Annotated in this window: 25 protein-coding genes; 18 read left to right on the forward strand and 7 right to left on the reverse strand. The window is 34.5% G+C overall.

All coding sequences use genetic code 11. From position 1 onward, the window contains the following. The first annotated feature begins 107 nt into the window (after positions 1–107). From BUB12_RS12195 to BUB12_RS17540, 5 genes are all read left to right on the forward strand, one after another. Positions 108–1184 carry an HD-GYP domain-containing protein gene (locus BUB12_RS12195; protein WP_072891201.1) on the forward strand — a complete coding sequence of 359 codons (1077 nt, stop codon included), beginning with the start codon at positions 108–110 and terminating at the stop codon, positions 1182–1184. A gap of 89 nt (positions 1185–1273) precedes the next feature. Next, positions 1274–2047, forward strand: coding sequence for a sporulation protein YunB (gene yunB / locus BUB12_RS12200; RefSeq protein WP_072891202.1), 774 nt, complete (start codon positions 1274–1276; stop codon positions 2045–2047). Between the two features lie 146 nt (positions 2048–2193). Beyond that, entirely contained in the window at positions 2194–3741 is a 1548-nt protein-coding gene (locus BUB12_RS12205) for a Na+/H+ antiporter NhaC family protein (protein ID WP_072891203.1), read from the forward strand. A gap of 189 nt (positions 3742–3930) precedes the next feature. Then, a complete protein-coding gene (locus tag BUB12_RS12210; protein WP_072891204.1) occupies positions 3931–5469 on the forward strand; it encodes a sodium-dependent transporter in 1539 nt (512 codons plus the stop codon). Then, positions 5469–5570 (forward strand): MetS family NSS transporter small subunit, encoded by a 102-nt coding sequence (locus BUB12_RS17540; protein ID WP_143155633.1) that lies wholly within the window; start codon positions 5469–5471, stop codon positions 5568–5570. Before BUB12_RS12210 ends, BUB12_RS17540 begins: the two co-directional genes overlap by 1 nt. Before the next feature lie 40 nt (positions 5571–5610). Here BUB12_RS17540 and BUB12_RS12215 read toward each other — a convergent pair whose 3' ends face one another. Both BUB12_RS12215 and BUB12_RS12220 read right to left on the reverse strand, forming a co-directional pair. Beyond that, positions 5611–6582 (reverse strand): M23 family metallopeptidase, encoded by a 972-nt coding sequence (locus BUB12_RS12215; RefSeq protein ID WP_072891205.1) that lies wholly within the window; start codon positions 6580–6582, stop codon positions 5611–5613. A gap of 78 nt (positions 6583–6660) precedes the next feature. Next, a complete protein-coding gene (locus BUB12_RS12220) occupies positions 6661–7236 on the reverse strand; it encodes a YhcN/YlaJ family sporulation lipoprotein (protein WP_072891206.1) in 576 nt (191 codons plus the stop codon). Between the two features lie 137 nt (positions 7237–7373). On the opposite strand from BUB12_RS12220, the gene BUB12_RS12225 reads away from it, so the two are divergent. Continuing rightward, positions 7374–7646 carry a YutD family protein gene (locus tag BUB12_RS12225; protein ID WP_072891207.1) on the forward strand — a complete coding sequence of 91 codons (273 nt, stop codon included), beginning with the start codon at positions 7374–7376 and terminating at the stop codon, positions 7644–7646. A gap of 46 nt (positions 7647–7692) precedes the next feature. Here the strand turns inward: BUB12_RS12225 and BUB12_RS12230 are convergent, their stop codons facing one another. Then, on the reverse strand, positions 7693–7974 hold the full coding sequence (locus BUB12_RS12230; RefSeq protein ID WP_072891208.1) for a hypothetical protein: 282 nt from the start codon (positions 7972–7974) through the stop codon (positions 7693–7695). 106 nt (positions 7975–8080) lie between these two features. Further along, positions 8081–8347: an SAV0927 family protein gene (locus BUB12_RS12235; protein WP_072891209.1), complete on the reverse strand. Its 267-nt coding sequence runs from the start codon at positions 8345–8347 to the stop codon at positions 8081–8083. Positions 8348–8466: 119 nt separating this feature from the next. On the opposite strand from BUB12_RS12235, the gene hepT reads away from it, so the two are divergent. The 3 genes from hepT (at position 8467) to BUB12_RS12250 (ending at position 10532) form a co-directional block, all read left to right on the forward strand. Further along, complete coding sequence (hepT, locus tag BUB12_RS12240; RefSeq protein ID WP_072891210.1) at positions 8467–8904, forward strand: type VII toxin-antitoxin system HepT family RNase toxin; 438 nt, start codon at positions 8467–8469, stop codon at positions 8902–8904. A gap of 12 nt (positions 8905–8916) precedes the next feature. Further along, complete coding sequence (locus BUB12_RS12245; protein ID WP_072891211.1) at positions 8917–9567, forward strand: helix-turn-helix transcriptional regulator; 651 nt, start codon at positions 8917–8919, stop codon at positions 9565–9567. Positions 9568–9767: 200 nt separating this feature from the next. Then, positions 9768–10532, forward strand: a complete 765-nt coding sequence (locus tag BUB12_RS12250) for a TIGR01457 family HAD-type hydrolase (protein WP_072891212.1) — start codon at positions 9768–9770, stop codon at positions 10530–10532. A gap of 90 nt (positions 10533–10622) precedes the next feature. On the opposite strand, the gene BUB12_RS12255 is transcribed toward BUB12_RS12250, so the two are convergent. Beyond that, positions 10623–11132: a phosphatidylglycerophosphatase A family protein gene (locus tag BUB12_RS12255; protein ID WP_072891213.1), complete on the reverse strand. Its 510-nt coding sequence runs from the start codon at positions 11130–11132 to the stop codon at positions 10623–10625. Positions 11133–11228: 96 nt separating this feature from the next. On the opposite strand from BUB12_RS12255, the gene BUB12_RS12260 reads away from it, so the two are divergent. Together BUB12_RS12260 and BUB12_RS12265 are read left to right on the forward strand one after the other, a co-directional pair. Next, positions 11229–12203, forward strand: a complete 975-nt coding sequence (locus BUB12_RS12260; protein WP_072891214.1) for a protein kinase family protein — start codon at positions 11229–11231, stop codon at positions 12201–12203. 28 nt (positions 12204–12231) lie between these two features. Beyond that, a complete protein-coding gene (locus BUB12_RS12265; protein ID WP_234982699.1) occupies positions 12232–13200 on the forward strand; it encodes a 2-hydroxyacid dehydrogenase in 969 nt (322 codons plus the stop codon). Between the two features lie 72 nt (positions 13201–13272). Here the strand turns inward: BUB12_RS12265 and BUB12_RS12270 are convergent, their stop codons facing one another. Beyond that, positions 13273–13518 carry a NifU family protein gene (locus BUB12_RS12270; RefSeq protein ID WP_234982700.1) on the reverse strand — a complete coding sequence of 82 codons (246 nt, stop codon included), beginning with the start codon at positions 13516–13518 and terminating at the stop codon, positions 13273–13275. Positions 13519–13674: 156 nt separating this feature from the next. Between BUB12_RS12270 and BUB12_RS12275 the strand changes: the two genes are divergently transcribed. The 4 genes from BUB12_RS12275 (at position 13675) to BUB12_RS12290 (ending at position 16097) form a co-directional block, all read left to right on the forward strand. Beyond that, positions 13675–14010 (forward strand): YuzD family protein, encoded by a 336-nt coding sequence (locus BUB12_RS12275; RefSeq protein WP_072891217.1) that lies wholly within the window; start codon positions 13675–13677, stop codon positions 14008–14010. Between the two features lie 8 nt (positions 14011–14018). Next, complete coding sequence (dapF, locus tag BUB12_RS12280) at positions 14019–14870, forward strand: diaminopimelate epimerase (RefSeq protein WP_072891218.1); 852 nt, start codon at positions 14019–14021, stop codon at positions 14868–14870. Between the two features lie 88 nt (positions 14871–14958). Then, positions 14959–15315, forward strand: coding sequence for a HesB/IscA family protein (locus tag BUB12_RS12285; protein WP_072891219.1), 357 nt, complete (start codon positions 14959–14961; stop codon positions 15313–15315). An 83-nt stretch (positions 15316–15398) separates the two neighbouring features. Next, on the forward strand, positions 15399–16097 hold the full coding sequence (locus BUB12_RS12290; RefSeq protein ID WP_072891220.1) for a Crp/Fnr family transcriptional regulator: 699 nt from the start codon (positions 15399–15401) through the stop codon (positions 16095–16097). 309 nt (positions 16098–16406) lie between these two features. Here BUB12_RS12290 and BUB12_RS12295 read toward each other — a convergent pair whose 3' ends face one another. Beyond that, positions 16407–17390, reverse strand: coding sequence for an NAD(P)/FAD-dependent oxidoreductase (locus BUB12_RS12295; RefSeq protein ID WP_072891221.1), 984 nt, complete (start codon positions 17388–17390; stop codon positions 16407–16409). Positions 17391–17690: 300 nt separating this feature from the next. Here BUB12_RS12295 and BUB12_RS12300 point away from each other — a divergent pair, with 300 nt between their 5' ends. The 3 genes from BUB12_RS12300 to BUB12_RS12310 all read left to right on the forward strand — a co-directional run bounded on the left by BUB12_RS12300 (position 17691) and on the right by BUB12_RS12310 (position 20091). Then, positions 17691–18905, forward strand: a complete 1215-nt coding sequence (locus tag BUB12_RS12300) for an NAD(P)/FAD-dependent oxidoreductase (protein ID WP_072891222.1) — start codon at positions 17691–17693, stop codon at positions 18903–18905. A 117-nt stretch (positions 18906–19022) separates the two neighbouring features. Continuing rightward, positions 19023–19334 (forward strand): YuiB family protein, encoded by a 312-nt coding sequence (locus BUB12_RS12305; protein ID WP_234982701.1) that lies wholly within the window; start codon positions 19023–19025, stop codon positions 19332–19334. A gap of 61 nt (positions 19335–19395) precedes the next feature. Next, positions 19396–20091, forward strand: coding sequence for a 3D domain-containing protein (locus BUB12_RS12310; RefSeq protein WP_072891224.1), 696 nt, complete (start codon positions 19396–19398; stop codon positions 20089–20091). The last annotated feature ends 180 nt before the right edge of the window (positions 20092–20271 follow it).

Here is a 20271-nt window from a genome sequence, read left to right on the forward strand (position 1 = left end):
TTTATTTATGAGATATTAATGGAAAAAGTGACAAGTTTTTGGTATTATTTTAAATATAGAAAATTTTGTCGAATTTCATCAATGTATTATATGAAAGTTGGAAACCTATGAGACTCGTGAGTACGAAGTATATAAAACCTGGAGCTATACTTGGTCAGACGATTTTTAATGAAAATGGCGTGGTGTTACTTCAAAAAGGAATGTATTTATCACAGAATATACTACACCGACTTCAAAGACATGGTATTTCTTATGTTTACGTTGTAGATAAAACAACATCAGATATTCAAGCAAAATCAGTTATATCTGACGAGTTGCGAAATACAACGACACAAACGATGAGAAATATATTTACTGAATTAAATGGTAGTGATGTAGTAAAACATTCTTTCATTCTTGATAAACAGCAAGGGAAGTTAGCATCAATCGTTAGCCAAATAGTTGGTGAAATACAATCTCATGGTGAATCGATTTCCATGTTAGCCGATATCTTTTTATCAGATGATTACATATTACAGCATTCATTAAATGTAACTGTATACTCACTAGCAATCGGACAAGCAATGAATTTAAATGCTAATCAATTATCCGAACTGGGGATTGGTGCATTGCTTCATGATATTGGAAAAGGCTTAATCGATAAAAATATCTTAAACAAACCTGGAAAATTAACAGATGAAGAATTTGAAATTATGAAAACACATACAACCATGGGTTATAATATTTTAAGAAAACAACAATCTATTTCTACAGTAGTTGCCCACTGTGCTTACCAGCATCATGAGCGTTTAAATGGTTCAGGTTACCCACGAGGGATAAAAGGGGATCAAATCCATTTATATGCTAAGATTATTGGTGTTGCAGATGTATTTGATGCTGTAACGAGTAATCGAGTATACCGAGAGGCAATGCTACCAAATGAAGGATTAGAAGTATTATATGCGGGTGCAATGGACCTATTTGATAAGGATATGGTAGAAGCTTTTAAAAATAGTATTGCCATTTATCCAAACGGTGTATCGGTTCAATTGAGCGACAATAGAATTGGAGTTGTTGTTAGGCAGAATAAGCACCTTTGTGATCGACCAATCATCCGTATACTTGAGGATGGTAAAAGAGGCACCCCATATGAAATTGATTTATCTAAAGAACTCACAGTGATGATTACAAAATGCCATATTTAGACGGAATATATTGTGGTTAATCAATAAATAAATTATAGAATTCTAACCCCTTTAATACAAGCATAGGATGTGTTGAGGGGGTTTTTTAGATGAGACACCGGATGAGGTTTAGAGGAAGGAGAACTTCACCTCCACCAAGTACATTATTAATTATTACTTTCCTTCTATTTATTGCAGTAACTGTAGGAAGTATTATTTTTATTGATAAAGGCATTACTCCAGCCTTAATGGAAGCAGCTGAACGTAAAACAAATGAATTTGCAACCCGAGGAATTAATCAAGCAGTTAAATTTGCTGAAAGTTATACGATAGAAGACCTTGCTATTACAGAGCGTTCGGAAAGTGGATATATAAGTATAGTCGATTGGGATTCATCTGTTGTTAATAAAATCAATCGTGCAGCAACAGATCGTGTGGAAGAGTTTTTTCACAGCATGAATCGAGGAGAGACGCCTAGATATGAAGATCCCCTAGGTGAACCTGTACCTTATGGGGATACGGTAGATGAATTAGTAGATAGGGATCCAACAGTTATTGAAATACCAATAGGTCAGGCAACAAATAATTCAATTTTAGCAAATCTAGGACCGCGAATACCTGTGAATCTTGAACTAGTTGGTGCCGTACGGACTGAATTAGTTGAAGAAGTAGAAACAGTTGGTATAAACGGTGTATTTGTCACACTGTTTGTTGAAGTAGAAGCTGATGTACAAATAATTGTTCCGTTTATAACAGAACCAAGTACTGTAAAGACACATATTTTAATAGATAAAAGTCTTGTGATGGGTGAAGTTCCAGAGTTTTACGGTGGTGGAGGTGGTAATCCTTCCATATCTGTTCCAAAAGAAGACATAGGTGAGTAAATTGTAAAAAGCAATGATAGTTTCGACCTATCATTGCTTTTTGTCTTTTTGTCCATGAAGAAAGGTCTAACACATTCTTTCTAGATTTAAAACGTATCTCCTCGTCACGATAGCGCAAAATATAGTTACAACGGAGGTTACGTATTATGATTGGAACGATATATTCAATTATTCCAGCACTAATTATGTTGATTCTTGTCCTATTAACAAGAAAGGTTTTACTTTCCTTAGGTGCAGGTATTGTCGTAGGAGCATTGTTCATTCATGAATATGATTTATTACAAAGTATTAACGAGATATGGACTAACTTCTATACTATATTTTACTCAGGGGGAGGATTTGAAACGGGAAATATACAATTGCTTAGTTTTTTATTACTACTAGGAATCATGACAGCTTTTTTACAAGCGTCTGGAGGTTCAAAGGCATTTGGAGATTGGGTGATTCATCGAATAAAAACTCGTCGTGGTGCACAATTAGTGACACCTGCCTTAGGATTGTTAATTTTTATTGATGATTATTTTAATGCACTTGCGGTTGGACAAATTGCAAGACCATTAACAGACCGTCATAAGATTTCTCGTGCCAAACTAGCCTATTATATTGATTCCACATCGGCTCCAATAACTGTAATTTCTCCAATCTCCAGTTGGGGAGCATACCTAATTGGCATTATTGGTAGCTTAGTCGTCAGTAGTGGAATTCCACCATTGGAAGCATTTATTAAAATTGTTCCATACAATTTTTATGCGTTAGGTGCTTTATTGCTTGTATTTCTAACTGCATACTTGCAATTGGACATTGGAACAATGCGAAAACATGAGGAACGAGCGATTCAAACTGGTGAAGTCATTGATCCTGAAAATGACAAAGTTCCTGGTGATTTATCCAATGTATTTAAACCAAATAAAAACGGAACAATTTATCATTTAATTTTACCAATTGCTGTTTTAGTAGTCGCGACGGTTATAACAATGACCATTTCTGGTGCTAAAGAGAGTCCAGGGGAAAGAACAGTGCTTTCAATCTTTGAAAACACGAATGTGAATTTTTCATTATTTATTGGTGGGTTGGCAGCTGCAATGACGAGTTTAATATTTCACTTTTTCCAAAGGAAGCCAAAAGCTAATACGGGAATTATCTTGCGTGAAGGTATAAAAACGATGTTACCTGCCATTTACATCTTATTATTAGCGTGGATGATTGGTTCTGTTATTGATACTTTACAAACGGGTGAATACTTAGCAGAGTTGGTGAGTGAGGCTAATATCGATTCTATGTTATTGCCATTTCTGTTCTTCTTAATCTCAGGAGTTATGGCTGTAGCAACGGGAACTTCCTGGGGAACATTTGGCATTATGCTACCAATAGCAGCAGAGGTTACTATCTCAACAGATGTTTCATTGCTGCTTCCGACATTAGCTTCCGTATTAGCTGGTTCGGTATTCGGTGATCATTGTACACCAATTTCCGATACGACAATCCTATCGTCAACAGGGGCAGGTGCAAATCATATTGACCATGTCATCACACAGTTACCTTATGCAATTATTGCTGCTGTTGCATCAGCAATTGGATATCTACTCATTGGATTAACTGGTCAAATGATTTTAGGTTTACTTTCTACATTTTTAATCATTGTGGTAACTGCTATGTTGTTTAACCGAAATAAAAAAACATCGAAAGGTATGTGAAAAAGTAATATCACATACCTTGTTTTAATACTTTCTATTCAATTATTTCGGATTATAAAAATTATATTGAAAATTATAAAAATATTTTGACATAGTATTAAAGTATCGTTATAATACATACAAGATTAATATTCTGAAACTTATTATTATTAAAATAATAAGTCAACAATTAAAAGAGGAGGTTTATTCATGGAAACACGTTCACAATGGGGAACAAGAGCAGGTTTTATTTTGGCTGCAGTAGGTTCAGCGGTTGGTCTTGGGAATATTTGGCGTTTTCCTGCCACAGCATTTGAAAATGGTGGGGGTGCGTTCTTTATTCCGTATCTATTTGCTTTATTAACAGCAGGTATTCCTTTACTTATTATGGAATTTACCATGGGTCACAAGTACAGAGGATCTGCACCATTAGCATTTAGAAGGATGAGCAAGAAGACGGAAGGAATAGGTTGGTGGGCCGTAATGGTTTCATTTGTTATTTCAACCTATTACGCTGTAATCATTGCCTGGGCAATGTCTTATGCAATCTTCTCATTTAATCAAGCGTGGGGGGATGACACGGAATCATTCTTATTTAATGACTATTTAAATTTAACGGTTGATCCTGGACAAACAGGAGGATTTGAGCTAGGAGTTCTAATACCATTGCTACTTGTTTGGGCAATTGTTTTAGGAGTATTATTTAAAGGTGTTAAAAAAGGTATTGAGATTGCAAACCGAATTTTTATTCCGACATTGGTAGTAGTATTCTTAATTATTGTTATTCGTGCAGTTACATTACCTGGTGCTCTACAAGGGCTAGAAGCATTTTTTGCACCTGACTTTAGTCAGATATTATCACCTGATGTATGGGTTGCTGCATATGGACAAATCTTCTTTAGTTTATCCATTGCATTTGCAATCATGATTACTTATTCAAGTTATTTACCGAAAAAGTCTGACCTTACTAATAATGCGTTTATTGTAGGTTTTGGTAACTCAAGTTTTGAATTATTAGCAGGTATTGGAGTATTTGCTGCACTTGGTTTTATGGCAAGTCAAGCTGGTGTGGCAGTTGACGAGGTTGTTGCTGGGGGTGTGGGATTAGCCTTTGTTGTATTCCCGCAAATTATTAATGAATTCCCAGGATTAAATGGCTTCTTTGGGTTCTTGTTCTTTGCTTCTTTAGTACTTGCAGGTCTGTCTTCGTTAATTTCAATTTGTGAAACATATATTGCTGGTTTAGTAGATAAGTTTAAGATTTCAAGAGCTAAAGCTGTAGCTTTTGGTGGTGGTCTATCTGCAATCGTTTCATTGCTATATGCTACACAAGGAGGGCTATTCTTCCTAGATGCAGTAGATTACTTTATTAACCAATTCGGTGTTGCGCTAATTGGATTAGTGGAAGTTGTACTAGTAGCTTGGTTCTTACGTAAGCTAGGCGAATTAAAATCACACGCAAACGAAGTATCAGATATTAAACTTGGTTCTTGGTGGACAATTAGCTTAGGTGGTATTACTCCGGTTGTCTTAGGTGTAATGATGTATCAATTATTCACACAAAATATATTAAAGAAATTTGATAATGATACTGGGAACTATGAAGGATATTCAGACGCATTTATTCTCTGGAGTGGTTGGGCAGTTGCTGCAGGAGCGTTAATAATTGGTGTTCTTCTTATGGTCTTCACCAAATGGAAACAGCCAGATACTCAAGATCAAGAGGAACTATCGAAGGAGGCTAAATAATGGGTGCTATCATTGTTGCAATAATTGGTATTGTTATCATCTGGGGTGGTCTAGCATTAAGTATCACCCATGCGGTTAAAAAGAGTAAAGAGGCTAATTAATAAAAAAAGGGGCTGTCAAAATGACAGTCCCTTTACAATTTTATCTTTTTTTCCTCGCCATTCTTTCCCATTTTTTTAGATGGGGATATGGATCAAATGACCACTCGCTGTAACCATTATCTTTATACATACCATAATGTAAGTGTGGTGGGAATTTTCCAGATGTACCTGGTGGACCATAACCAGTTGAACCAACTCGTCCTAATAAGTCACCTGGTTTGACGATTTGACCTACTGAAAGACCTTCTTCAAAACCACTTAAATGGGCGTAATAATGGTAGATGTTAAAAATATCCCGAATTCCTATTCGCCAGCCACCATATAAATTCCAACCTTTTAATTCCACTACACCATATGTCGTTGATTTTACTGGAGTGCCATAATCAGCAAAGATATCAGTTCCTTCATGAATTCGGTTTCCACCAAAGCCACGACGGTCTCCCCATGTGTTGTGGTAGGTGTAGTTATAGCCTATGTCTACAGGAAAATCTCGATCTGTTAAATAAATTTTGCCGAATTTTTTAAATACCTTCGCTGTGTTTTTTATCGTGTGTACAGCTAAATCACGTTTGTAATAATCCCATATTCCAATATTAATATCTTCTTCTGTCGGTCCATGTTCTAATACAAGATTAGCCATTGTTAGTAATACGTCTTCTGGGTTGTCAGGTTCTGCTTTATTATCTCCATTACCGTCTTGCCCTTTCCCGTTAAACAACTTAATCATTTCTTTATCCGTGGTCTTCGATGTATTTCCTGGCCCAAACCATAGTTCTTCAGGGATTTTTATGGATATTACTTGATTTTCTTCTAAATCCTTTTGTATTTGTCTTTCATATTGATCAATTGCAGCGATGTAATACCAAGGAATTTGCGTTACTGCTTCTGTTTTTTTATACAGAGCTAGCCTTTCTTTATACAAATCCTCTTGGTCTTGTGCATGTATAGTTAGTGGAATAGCTAACGAAGCAATTAAGACAAATATAAAGGAAAGAGTCCATTTGTAGTACATTTTTTCACCTCAAAATTGAGATTTTACTTATTAGGAAAAGGTCGACTGAAGTTGGTCAACCTTTTCCATAAAAGTATTTTAATTATTCTCATTATCTTCTGGTGGTTCTTTGTCCATTTCTTTTATAATACGGTTTAGAGTATTTTTGTAATCATCATCTGTTGTAGTTGAATTATGAAGGCTTTGGATATCGCCAATTAAGGTATTATTGTCAGAAACATATATCTCAAAGAACCGAGGAAGAACACTCATTGCTGATTTACGTGCTACATCCGCAGCTTCTTGATCACTTAAAGTATCATTCTTCTCATACGCAATAAGTACTTCTTCTCCTGTTACTAGTGTAGCTATTTCATCGAAAGCTTCATGTCGAATGATGATTCTGGATATGATATCCGCCATTTCTTTTCTATCCATAGTTACTACACGATTTTTATTAGGATCTTGCTCGAATTGGTCTTTTGTATAATTAACAAAACCTAATCTTGTGTGAGCCTCTGAGTCATTATATTCTGGATCACCTAACGTTCCTTCATCACCAGTTGGATCTAATTGGTCTGCAATTTTTTCATGTTCACCCATAGTACCATCATTGCTTGAGCATGCAGAAAGAGCAATTACAACAAATATCAAACTATATAGTATATTTTTCACATTATTTCCTCCTCAATATCCTACAAAGTATAAGCTTAGTTTTGTATAGAAAGAGTATTTTCATACAATCAAACTGGATTATATTTTCTAGGGGTGAAAAATGTGATAAACTATATTCAATGTAAGGGGTGAGTTGGGTGATTGAGTTATTTGGCAAAAACTATGAAATAATCGAGAATGTTCGTGATGGTTTTCAACAGGAAGCATTAGAAGAACGTTACTCAGGTATATTGAAGAAATATGATTATATAGTTGGGGACTGGGGATATGAACAGTTAAGATTAAAGGGCTTCTACAATGATCATAATTCAAAAGCATCTATCGATACAAAAATTAGTGCCTTGGATGATTATATATACGAGTATTGTAATTTTGGATGTGCATATTTCGTAATTAAAAAAGTGAATTAAAAGAGGAAAGAGGCCTATCGAAATAGCCTCTTTTTACATTTTCATCTTATCCTTCTTGTTCCGGATTCACATCATCTGGTTCATCATGAATAGGATGAGCACCTGGGACTTGTCTCGGTAAGTCTTCGTGAAGTTGTTTATAAGGATAGACAAATGCGCTTTCCCTTCTTTGTCCATCCTTCCATGGAGTTGACTTACTGTATACGGGCTCATCTTTATTAATAGCAGAGCCAAAAGAACCTTCAGGAAATTCTTCAGGGATTAAATTATTTCTTTGTTCTCTTACATTTGAGAAATCTGAAAACTTCTTTTTATCATCCTTGGCCATTGTAAACACCCTTTCATACTTATAGTTTGAACAGAAAGGGGAATGGATAACATGCCAATTTTTGTTTTTTCTACAAGTGGATTGAAAGAATGTATGAAATTACGATTTAAAGAATGTCCTGAAGCACCTCGCGAACTTCGTCTGCTTCCATCTCAGAAAGTAATAAAGAATGGGCCAAATTTCCTTTTTCGGATAAATCATTTGAACCAATAATTGCAATATGATGATTCTGCAAATTAATCACAACTTTCTTAGTAGGATCCTCGCTATTATCCATTATCGCTAGGTCATATCGATGGAGCCTTCCCATAAAACTAATGTACCGAACTTCTCGTTGAATAGTTTCATCTTTTATTAATTCGTGTTTCCCCATAAATTACCAAATCTCCTTTTTCAACATTTTAATTACTATATCATGTTTTTTACTAAGAATCATTTAATTTATGGTATTATTGTATGTAGTTAATGATTATCTTAGGGGGGCAATTTCCTATGTATTTTGTAGATCGAAAAAAGATAGAAGAAATTCTTGAATATATGGATAAGTTATTGAATGAAATAAATGAACATAATTATAACTCCTTTGTGCACCAATTGGCGTTAGAGCGTTTAACTCAAATGATAATTGAGTCAATAATTGATGTGGGAAATATGATGATAGATGGATTTATCATGCGTGATCCAGGTAGTTATGAGGATATTATCGATATTCTTGTAGATGAAAAAGTTATACCTGGAGATGAGGAAGCAAATTATAAAGCAGTTATTAATTTGCGAAAACATCTCGTTAAAGAATATATGCAAGTGGATCATGAAGCATTAGTAAATACTTTATCCGAGAATAAAGCAATACTAGATAAATTCAGTACTTATATTAGAGAGTATTTAATTAATGAGTTAGGTGTAGCAAATGCATTTTCAAATGAATAAAGGTGATGGAGAATGAAACGTACACCAACTAGACAAAAGATATTAACAGTTCTGAAAAAAGATCATCAATTGACCATTGATGAATTAGTAGACCACTTTACGATTTCAGAAGTTGCCATTCGACGACATATCCATGAATTGGAAAAACAAGGGTTAATTAAGAAAAATACAATTAAGCAAAAGATTGGAAGACCTTATTATACGTATGAATTGACAAAGGAAGGCCATCAGACTTTTCCGAATCAGTATGAAAAACTTCCAGTGGAGTTATTACAAGACCTTGAAGAACTTCATGGGGAACAGGCTGTAGCCGATGTTTTAAGGCGTAGAATGGAAAGAGAAAAAAAGGAATTTGAAACCAGAATATCTACGGATGATTTTGATCAGAAAGTAAAAGAAGTAGCTGAAATACAGGATGAAAAAGGGTACATGGTTGAGATTAGTAAAGATGAAGAAGGAAACTATGAAATGAAAAATTTCAACTGTCCCATTTCAAATATTGCATCTTGTTATAAACAAGTATGCTCTAATGAAAAAACAGTATTTAGTGAGATTTTTCGAGATAGTGAAGTAGTTACTCAAACATGTATTACTAGTGGTGACAGCTTCTGTAAGTGGATGATTAAAAAACCGAATACAGGGACAAATCATTCAAAAGACTAACGATTCTAGAAGTTAATGTTTAATGACAGTGACGCCCACTAGCGCAGGAAATACAGCCGCCCGCGGAAAGCGAAGTGTATTTCCGTAGCGACTGATATTATACAATAACACGAGGTGCTCACATATTACAATATTCCGGACATCACATGTTCGGTTTTTTTATATATAAATACTTTAGTCTGTGTTTGAAGGAGATATTTATGAAAAATTACCAAGGTTATTTAATTGACTTAGATGGCACGATGTATCATGGCAATAAAGTTATTGAAGAAGCACCATTATTTGTTAAACGACTGAACGACAAAGGTATTCCATACTTATTTTTAACGAATAATTCCACTAAGACACAAAAAGATGTCTCAGACAAGTTAAATAACATGGGAATTCCATGTACCGTTGACCATGTATTTACCTCAAGCATGGCAACAGCCAAATATATTAAGGAACAAAATACAAATGGTCGATGTTATGTAATAGGGGAAGAGGGTTTATTACAATCCCTAAAAAATGAAGGTCTAACGATCGTTAAAGAAAATAGTGAATTTGTAGTTATAGGAATGGACCGACAAATTAATTATGAAAAATTAGCCAATGCGTGTTTAGAAGTAAGAAATGGGGCAACATTTATTTCTACAAATGGTGATATCGCAATCCCTACTGAACGAGGTCTATTACCTGGGAACGGGTCGTTGACTTCCGTTATAACCGTTAGTACAGGACAGGTACCAACTTTTATTGGTAAACCTGAATCAATCATTATGGATCAAGCACTTAAAGCACTCGGAACCAAAAAAGAAGAAACTCTAATGGTTGGAGATAATTATAATACGGATATAAAAGCTGGTATCCAAGCAGGGTTAGATACATTAATGGTATTTACAGGAGTAACACCATTTGGAGAATATTCTTCATTAGAAGTAAAACCTACTTATTACGTGCATAATCTATCAGAAGTAAATATATAAAAACAGAGCAGTTTTGCTAAACTGCTCTGCCACACCATGGTCTAAAACGTTAATAAAGGATGCACAAGGGCGTCTTTTATACCCTTAGCCTTAGTCATCTAACATATTATCATCTGCTGCTGCGTGTGCTAATCGACTAGAGGCAGCTGCAGCAATAGCTCCAACAATATCATCTAAAAATGTATGACATTCTCCACTTGATTTATCATTTAATTTTTCCAATATGCCAGGTTTTTGTTTGTCAATATACCCATAGTTGGTAAAGCCAATTGAACCATAGACGTTTACAATTGAAAAAGCAATGATTTCGTCAATTCCGTATAAGCTTTCATCTACTTCAATGGTTTTTTGGAGTGGTTCATCTAATAGCTTTTTCTCTGCTAAAATATCTAATTGAATCCCTGTTAAAATGGCATTTTGTACTTCTCTTTTTGTTAAAACACGGTCGACATTGTATATACAGTCTTCCATTTTTAAGTCATCATGATATTTTGATTGGAGATAATATACAAGTTCGGCAATATCATTTATCGTTACGCCTCGTTCTTCTAACCATTGTCTCGCTTTTACTTCAATTTCACTTTGTTTTTCTTTACTCATTTGTAATCACCATTCCTCTATCAAATTTCGGTTAAGTTATTACCTTTCCATACATACACTTAAATTAAGACTAGATTTAAATGGAGGGGATTCTTTATGAAGGAATTTCTAAAAATGAACTATGGTATTCAGGTTAAAAATAAGGTCCGTTATCGCCAATTGGAAGGATTTCAAGATGACGAACATCTCTATTTTATCATTCCCTCGTTAAATAAGGAAACGATTCATATGGAGCAAGCCGCTCTTGGATATTTTTTAGCAGAGAATAGCTATGATCAAATTGCGTATCCACTTACATCATTGAATGGTGAATGGTTTCAAATGATTGAGAATACGCCTTATATCGTTACCAAGGTAGAAACCCCATTAGATAGTAAACCATCCTCACATGGAACGTACTTAGCCAATTTTCATCAGTTAAGCACAACATATCAATATGAACCACAAGAAATATCAAGCTATGGGCAATGGAAAGATTTATGGATTAGCAAATTAACAGCTTTTGAACAAAAAACTCAAGAAGAAGCAGCTGAATATAGAAACGATTACTATAGGTTGGTTATGGATAGTCTACCATATTTAGTTGGAGTTAGTGAAAATGCAATTCAATATTTACAGGAAACAGAATCGGAACGGCGTTATCACTTACATGATCAAGGAACGATTGCCTTCAGAAGGTACCAAAACAATGTAGAACAGCCAATTATTTGGTTTCATGATTTAGTTTATGATCATCCGACACGTGATTTAGCGGAGTTTATTCGCTATCAATTGCTAAGTGATAGTAAAAATGGTCTGAACAATAGTAAACAATTTATACAAGATTATCAGTCCATTCGTCCATTATCTGTTTTCAGTTGGAGATTATTATATGCACGATTAATTTTCCCTATTCATATCTTTGACTGTCTAGAGGATACCTTTATACATCGAGATTTTGAGAAACAATATAAACAATTACAAAGCATATTAGATCAACAACATGACTATGAATTAAACTTGTCTAAATTTTTCGAAATGATGGAAGTTGATTATCAATCATTACGCATTCCTGTGTTACACTGGTTATAGAGAAGGAATGCAAGGGGAGGAGTCGGAATTGAAAAAGAAACCACAAATTTTTATAACTAGAAAATTACCAGAACACATATTAGAACCATTTCGCGATAAGTTTGAAATTAAAATGTGGGAAAGTGAAGATAAGCCTGTTCCAAATAATATTTTACACAATGAAGTAGAAAAAGCAGACGGCCTCTTATGTTTAATTTCAGAAAGAATTGATAGAGCACTAATCGACAGGGCGACTAATCTTAAAATTATTGCTAACATGGCTGTTGGGTATGACAATATTGACGTCAACTATGCAACGGAGAAAGGAATTATAGTTACAAATACACCAGATGTCCTTTCAGAAACAACAGCAGATTTAACTTTCTCGCTCCTAATGGCTACTGCTAGAAGAATCATTGAGGCAAGTGATTATCTACGAGAAAACAAGTGGGAAAATTGGTCACCATACGCACTCGCAGGAACAGATATCTTTGGAAAGACAATAGGTATTGTAGGTATGGGAAGAATAGGTGAAGCAGTTGCGAGACGTGCAAAAGGATTTGGTATGAAAATTACATACCATAACCGAAATAGGAAACCTGAAGCAGAAAAAAGTTTAGGGGCTTTGTATAGAGAGTTTGATGAATTGTTAACTGAGGCAGATTATGTTGTATCATTGGTACCATTAACAGGGGCTACGAAATATTTGTTTGACAAAAATGTCTTTGAGAAAATGAAATCCAGTGCTATTTTTATAAATGTGTCTCGTGGACAAGTCGTTGATGAAACGGCTTTGGTAAATGCATTACAAGAAAATCAAATCAAAGCAGCAGGGCTAGATGTATTTGAGAAGGAACCAATCCAAAATGATCATCCATTATTAAACTTTGATAATGTCGTGTGTTTACCACATATTGGTTCTGCTAGTGTGGAAACACGTACTCGTATGCTCGAATTATGTATGGAGAATTTAGATGGATTTTTCAATGGAAGTGGACCAGTAACCCCAATTTCTTGAAGAACCCATACCATATAAGAAGATAATAAAAAAGCAGACAACATTTAACATGCTGTCTGCTCAAATTTTTAATTAAAATACTTGTTCAATCTCTTTAACACCTGGTACTTCAGTTCTTAATGCACGCTCGATACCGGCTTTTAACGTAATTGTTGAACTAGGGCAATTCCCACATGCACCCATGAGACGAAGAAGTACAATGCCATTTTCATCTACATCAACTAATTCCACATCTCCACCATCGCGTAGCAAAAATGGGCGTAGTTTATTTAAGACTTCTTGAACTTGTTCTTGCATTATCCATCTTCTCCTTTCCATATATCTTATTATAAAACGTTGTTGGTTAGAAATCTATCTCTAAAACCATTTTATTCTATTTAGTTAGTTTTATTTTATCTTTAAATAAGAATTTTGTAAAATAAAACTAACTAGCATTGTGAATTAATAGCTAAGAAGGAAGAGGGAGGGTATAAAATGAGTAATGAAATATTAATTACGGTTTATGGAGCTGACCAAATATGTGCAAGTTGTGTAGGGGCACCTGGTTCAAAAGATACGTACGAATGGTTACAAGCAGCAATTGGAAGAAAGTACGTTGATGATTCCATTCGTTATAACTATATTGATATTGAAAATCCACCAGAGGAACCAAAACATCAACAATTTGTGGAACGAATTTGGGAAGAAGATTTATTTTATCCAATCGTATTTGTTAATGATGACATGGTAGCTGAAGGAATTCCTAAACTAAAAGATATTTATTTCGCATTAGATAAAGAAAATATCTCTTTGCGCCAACAAGAGAAATGAGGAAAAATATGAAAATACCTTTTATTAAAATGCATGGATTAGGTAATAATTATATCTATTTAGATCTATTTAAGCAGGAAGTGGAAGAGGAGCTACTGTCAGATTTAGCAATAAAAGTATCCGATGTGAATACAGGAATAGGGTCTGATGGATTAATATTAATTCATCCATCTGATAAAGCAGAAGTTGGTATGAGAATATTTAATAAAGATGGCTCTGAAGGAATGAGCTGTGGAAATGGACTACGTTGTACGGCCAAATATGCTTATGAATACGGGATCGTGAAAGAACCTATCTTTCACATCGAAACAAAAGCAGGCTTAGTAGAAGCAGAAGTGGATGTTCAAGATAATGTAGTGAACGAAATTAAAATAGATATGGGACCACCAATTTTGTCTAGACATGAAATTCCAATGATAGGTGATTCTTCAGAAAAAGTAGTGAATGAAACTTTTCTTGTAGGAGAGAACGAGCATAAAATAACAGCTGTTTCTATGGGGAACCCACATGTTGTACTTTTTGTAGAAGATATAAATCATGCACCGTTATATGAACTAGGACCTGTAATAGAAAAAGATGAAAGGTTTCCTGAAGGTGTTAATGTTGAGTTCATTGAGGTTGTAAATGATAATGAAATTAACTTCCGTGTATGGGAACGTGGATCTGGTGTCACGCAAGCATGTGGAACTGGTGCATGTGCAGCAGTAGTTGCTGCTACATTAAATAACAAAGTAACAAAGAATCAGGAGATTACTGTTCATCTACAAGGTGGCGATTTGAAAATTAAATGGGATGATCGGAACCATGTTTGGATGACTGGTGGTGCAGAGGTTATTGCAACAGGAAGTTTTCACTATTAATAGATTGTTTGGATAGATGATTTGATTCCTAGGTGTAGAGTTTGTATACTTAATAATAAGTAAAGGATTTTATTGAGGAGGTAATCGAATGGTAATTACTATCACTGATGATGCGAAATACCAAATTCAAGAAATGATGAAAGACGAGTCAGAAAAAGTTCGTTTACGTTTCGGCATTAAAGGTGGCGGTTGTAGCGGATTATCTTATTCACTCGGATTTGATGATGATATTAATGATGAATTAGATATGGTTGACGAGATAAACGATATACCAGTAGCTATTTTTAAACAAGATATTCCAATTATTGAGGGGACTACAATTGATTTTAAGCAAAACATGATGGGTGGCGGCTTTAGCATCGACAATCCAAATGCCATCGTATCTTGTGGATGTGGTTCTTCCTTTAGATCGAAAGAATATGAAGGTACACCAGAAAAATGCTAATACATTGCTAGAATGCTTTACAAAGTATTCTAGCTTTTTCTTATTTTTGAGTAGAATAAACTGCTTATAGTGGGGGTTATTTAATGTCGTTAGAGTGTAATCATGGAAATGCTAGTGAATTGTGTGTTTCAAAAGTTCCGTTTTTTAATCATTTAAATGATGAAGAGATGTTTCGGATTGCTGAACTAAGTAAACATAAAAATTTTAAAAAAGGTGAGATTATTTTTCGGGATGGAGAACCATTAGATTATTTGTATATTGTTCACCAAGGAAGTGTGAAAAACTATCAAATATTTGAATCAGGGAAAGAGCAATTATTAAGGATCTTATATCCTGGGGAATTTATGGGGGAATTAGCACTGTTCACCGAAAAAACATTGGATAGTTATGCAGAAGCATTGGAATCAACAGAAATATGTTCTATCCATCGTGATGATATGCAGAAACTAATGCAACAAGAACCCTCGATTGCTGTAAAAATACTACAGCAGTTTAGTACTCGACTTGAACAAACGGAAAAATTGGTAGGTCAATTGAGTGCTAAAGATGTTGAAGCGAGATTGGCAAGCTATTTATTAGATTTGGCCGAGAAGGCAGGAAGTAACACCATAAAGTTACCAATGAGTAAAAAAGATTTAGCATCCTACTTGGGTACTACTCGTGAAACATTAAGTAGAAGATTTTCTAGCTTTCAAACGAATGGATGGGTCGTACAAGAAGGACAAAGAAATATGAAAATAATAGATGAAGATGCGCTAGAGGATGTTGCAGCTCAAATATAAGAGTGGGATTTGAGTGTAGTATTTTCTCCTCCGCTACAGAAATACACTTCGCTTTCACTTCCAGCACAAGGGCGACATCTATTCAAGCTTCCTTCGGTCGCTTTCATAGTGTCTTCTTTGCCGTGGGCGGCTGTATTTCTTACGCTAGTTCTACTATTCTACACTAAACCAAAAGCAATATTTACTTCGAAAACAGCACATCTACAAGGTGCACAAATAAGTACCACACTAAAAATCCGGGTTATTCTAGTATAAAGAATAATCCGGATTTTACATTAAGATCAAAAAAATTTTTCTCAGTTTCTTCTCTTAAAACATACTTGTTGAGTGTTTTGGTTGAATTCTTGCTTTTGGATCAATATATTGTTTGGCATTATTAATAGCAGTTGGTCCTTCACCAAAACCAGTTGCAATTAGTTTTACTTTTCCAGGGTACGTACATATGTCCCCTGCAGCATATATACCTGGGATATTGGTTTCCATTTTTGAATTAACAACAATACTATTTTTTTCAATTTCTAGTCCCCAATCTTTAATGGGACCAAGTGTTGAAATAAAACCATAATTACAGATGACAGAATCAACATCAAGTTCTACTTCTCTGTCGCCTTTTACTTCATTAAGTATTAGTTTTTCAATAGACTTATTCGCAACAATATCTGATGGAACAAAAGGTGTTAGAATCTCCACGCTTGAATTCATTAATTGTTCCACACTATGCTCATGTGCACGGAACTGATCACGACGATGGACAAGTGTTACTTTTTCAGCGATAGGTTCTAACATTAATGCCCAATCAACTGCAGAATCTCCACCACCTAATAGCGCTACTCGCTGTCCTTTAAAATGATTCATATCTTTTACATAGTAATGTAAATTAACACCTTCATACTCTTCAGAATTACCAACATTTAATCGGCGAGGTTGAAATGCACCATTACCAGCTGTAATAATAATTGTTTTTGTATAATGAGTTTCTTCATTAGATGTTAATTTAAAAGTATCATCTTCCAAACGTTCGACCTTTTCAATCGATTGACCCAAAACAATCTCAGGGTTGAAAAGATTGGCTTGTTCTTCTAAGTTATCGACAAGTTCTTGTGCTCGAACTTTAGGGAAACCTGCAATATCATATATATATTTTTCTGGATATAGGGCAGATAATTGCCCACCAGTATGTGGTAAACTTTCAATTATTTTAACACTAGCTTGTCTCATTCCACCATAAAAGGCAGTAAACAATCCAACGGGGCCAGCTCCAATAATTGTTACATCAAAAACTTTATCTGACACAATAATACCCCCAATTCTTTAAATTATTGAGTGTCCGATACAATAGTATCATAAATCACAACCTCGTGTGTATATATGTGCAATACTAGAATTAAATAACAGAATTATTATACTTTTATAAAAATATTGCAAAGGGTTGAAAAAACAGTACAAAAGGGCTAATATTATCAATGGATAATATATTACGTTTTTGTGACAAAAACTTAATGTTTTTTTATATCATTACTCGTGAAAAATGTCACAAACAGTGATGTAATATGGAATTATATTTTTATAAATTTAAAAATGGAAGTGATTAGAGTGAATAATCCAAAAGTTGTTATTTTGGGAGCAGGTTATGGTGGAATTATGACCACTGTAAATTTACAAAAATCGTTAGGTGTTAACGATGCAAATATTACACTTGTTAACAAAAATGATTATCATTATCAAACAACATGGTTACATGAAACAGCTGCTGGTACAATCCATCATGATCAAACTCGTATTCCGATTAAAGATGTTGTGAACAGTAAAGTAAATTTTGTTCAAGACTCAGTTGTAGAAATTAAACCAGATGAAAATAAAGTAGTCCTAGAAAATGGAGAACTAAGCTATGATATTCTAGTAGTAGGTTTAGGTTTTGAATCTGCAACCTTTGGAATTCCTGGACTTGAAGAAAATGCATTTATGATCAGCAATATTAATAGTGCACGTTTGATCAGAGAACATTTAGAACATAATTTTGCATTATATCATAATGAAGAAGAAAAGAATCCAGCTCGTTTAAATATCGTAGTTGGTGGTGGTGGTTTTACAGGAATCGAATTTGTTGGTGAATTAGCTAACCGTATTCCCGAACTTTGTGAGGAATATGATATTGATAAATCATTAGTTCGAATTATTAATGTAGAGGGTTCTCCAACTGTCTTACCTGGTTTTGACCCTGCATTAGTTGAATATGCTATGAATTCTTTGGAATCACGTGGTGTTGAATTTATTACAGGTGCGATGCTTAAAGAGTGTAAGCCTGAAAGCATCGTTTATGAAAAAGATGGAAAACAAGTTGAAGTTCCAACAAAGACAACAGTATGGGCTGCAGGAGTTAAAGCAAACTCTATAGTTGAACAATCTGGTTTCCAAACAAATCGCGGAAAAGTAGAAGTTAAGAGTGATATGCGTGCTCCAGATTATGATAATGTCTTTGTTGTAGGGGATTGTGCGTTAATTATGAATCCAGAAAACGAAAGACCATACCCTCCAACTGCACAAATTGCTATCCAACAAGCTAGTACTGTAGCTCATAACATTAAAGCTATGATTCAAGGTCAAGAATTAGAAAGCTTTGAATTCATATCACAAGGTACTTTAGCTTCCTTAGGTCATAATGACGCTGTTGGTGTAGTGTTCAATAAGTATAAGTTATTTGGCTGGAAAGCTACGTTTATGAAGAAAATGAGTGATAACCGTTATCTTCTTAAACTAGGTGGCCTTGGATTGATGTTTAAAAAAGGTAAATTTAATTTCTTTTATTAATCTAATAGAAGAATAGTAGATTTTAAAGCAAAGGCATTTATTGTCTTTGCTTTTTTTGAGATTTATATTTAGAATGGTTGTTGTGGATAAAATTTCAATATGAAGGAGAACTTAACATTGATACAGTTAATTGTTTCTGTATTACTTTATTTTGTTATATTTTTTGGTATAGCATTTATACTTAATATGTTACTAAGACGTACGTGGTTAATGGCATTTATCTATCCAATTATTGTTATTATAATTATTGATGGAATTGCTACTACAGATTACTTTACGTCTCCAGGTGAATCATTTAGTTTGCTAGGTGATAAATTAATTAGCCTAACTCCTGTAGATATTACGATGTTGTCATCTGGATTAGTTGGTACGATTGTATCTGGTATCGTTGTAAAATACTTACGAAAAAGTGGCTATCAAATGTTTTAATATATGTTATGTATAAAAACTTAATAGATTGGAAATGATGACATCCAGAGAGGTGTTATCATTGAAAATAAATAATTTATTAAGAAGAATTAGTATGACTCTACTGTTCTTTGCTGCTTTTTTTACAACATTTTCTAGTATTTCAAATGTTAGTTATGCAGAAATGGGTGTAGTTCTGAAGGCAAATAATAACCCAGGCACCACTGCGTCAGTAGACTATAAACTTGTAGAACCTAGAAAGATAAGTTTAAAAGAGAAAAACCTAATGACTTTGCAAAAACCACAAAAATATATTTCCAGTGAACGAATCGAAGGCCCTAAAACTCTGGAAGAAGCAGTAAACATTGAACAATATCCTAGTACAAGGGTTGTTGCTACAGGATATACTGCAGGTGTTGAATCAACAGGAAAAACACCAGATCATCCGATGTATGGTATAACATACTCAGGGGTCCAGGTAAAGCGTGATTTATACTCTACTATAGCGGCAGATCTCAGTGTCTATCCAATAGGAACAATCATGTTTATTCCGGGATATGGATATGGTGTGGTAGCTGATAAAGGCAGTGCTATTAATGGGAATAAAATTGATCTATATTATGAAACAGTAGAGGAAGTATACTCTGAATGGGGTAAAAAAGAAGTTGACGTGTACATTATTGAAAAGGGCGATGGGACGTTGACAGAAGAAACCCTTGTTGCTTTAAATGAAAATAAAGCATTGCAAGTCTTTCGTGAACAAATGAATGAAAGCTAAACATAAAGAGACTGTCTACAAACAGTCTCTTTATTTAAAGAGATGTCTAGCTCCGAGCGCCTGCGACTAGAGAGACTTCCTTCGCCTCCGTACGATAAAGAAGACTTGCCGATTGGTGAAACCAGAGGCTTAGTCGCACTTATACCCTTGTGGTGAAAGTCAACATCGACTCCGATAAAA

The sequence above is a fragment of the Ornithinibacillus halophilus genome, from assembly GCF_900129485.1.
GTDB classification, from domain to species: Bacteria; Bacillota; Bacilli; order Bacillales; family Amphibacillaceae; genus Ornithinibacillus; species Ornithinibacillus halophilus.

Coding starts and splice junctions, on each gene's coding strand:
- BUB12_RS12260 (WP_072891214.1), top strand. CDS start 11,229: ATGAAGGAATTTCTAAAAATGAACTATGGTATTCAGGTTAAAAATAAG.
- BUB12_RS12210 (WP_072891204.1), top strand. CDS start 3,931: ATGGAAACACGTTCACAATGGGGAACAAGAGCAGGTTTTATTTTGGCT.
- dapF (WP_072891218.1), top strand. CDS start 14,019: ATGAAAATACCTTTTATTAAAATGCATGGATTAGGTAATAATTATATC.
- BUB12_RS12250 (WP_072891212.1), top strand. CDS start 9,768: ATGAAAAATTACCAAGGTTATTTAATTGACTTAGATGGCACGATGTAT.
- BUB12_RS12255 (WP_072891213.1), bottom strand. CDS start 11,132: ATGAGTAAAGAAAAACAAAGTGAAATTGAAGTAAAAGCGAGACAATGG.
- BUB12_RS12270 (WP_234982700.1), bottom strand. CDS start 13,518: ATGGAAAGGAGAAGATGGATAATGCAAGAACAAGTTCAAGAAGTCTTA.
- BUB12_RS12230 (WP_072891208.1), bottom strand. CDS start 7,974: ATGGCCAAGGATGATAAAAAGAAGTTTTCAGATTTCTCAAATGTAAGA.
- BUB12_RS12235 (WP_072891209.1), bottom strand. CDS start 8,347: ATGGGGAAACACGAATTAATAAAAGATGAAACTATTCAACGAGAAGTT.
- BUB12_RS12245 (WP_072891211.1), top strand. CDS start 8,917: ATGAAACGTACACCAACTAGACAAAAGATATTAACAGTTCTGAAAAAA.
- BUB12_RS17540 (WP_143155633.1), top strand. CDS start 5,469: ATGGGTGCTATCATTGTTGCAATAATTGGTATTGTTATCATCTGGGGT.
- BUB12_RS12290 (WP_072891220.1), top strand. CDS start 15,399: ATGTCGTTAGAGTGTAATCATGGAAATGCTAGTGAATTGTGTGTTTCA.
- BUB12_RS12285 (WP_072891219.1), top strand. CDS start 14,959: ATGGTAATTACTATCACTGATGATGCGAAATACCAAATTCAAGAAATG.
- BUB12_RS12275 (WP_072891217.1), top strand. CDS start 13,675: ATGAGTAATGAAATATTAATTACGGTTTATGGAGCTGACCAAATATGT.
- BUB12_RS12195 (WP_072891201.1), top strand. CDS start 108: ATGAGACTCGTGAGTACGAAGTATATAAAACCTGGAGCTATACTTGGT.
- BUB12_RS12205 (WP_072891203.1), top strand. CDS start 2,194: ATGATTGGAACGATATATTCAATTATTCCAGCACTAATTATGTTGATT.
- BUB12_RS12215 (WP_072891205.1), bottom strand. CDS start 6,582: ATGTACTACAAATGGACTCTTTCCTTTATATTTGTCTTAATTGCTTCG.
- yunB (WP_072891202.1), top strand. CDS start 1,274: ATGAGACACCGGATGAGGTTTAGAGGAAGGAGAACTTCACCTCCACCA.
- hepT (WP_072891210.1), top strand. CDS start 8,467: ATGTATTTTGTAGATCGAAAAAAGATAGAAGAAATTCTTGAATATATG.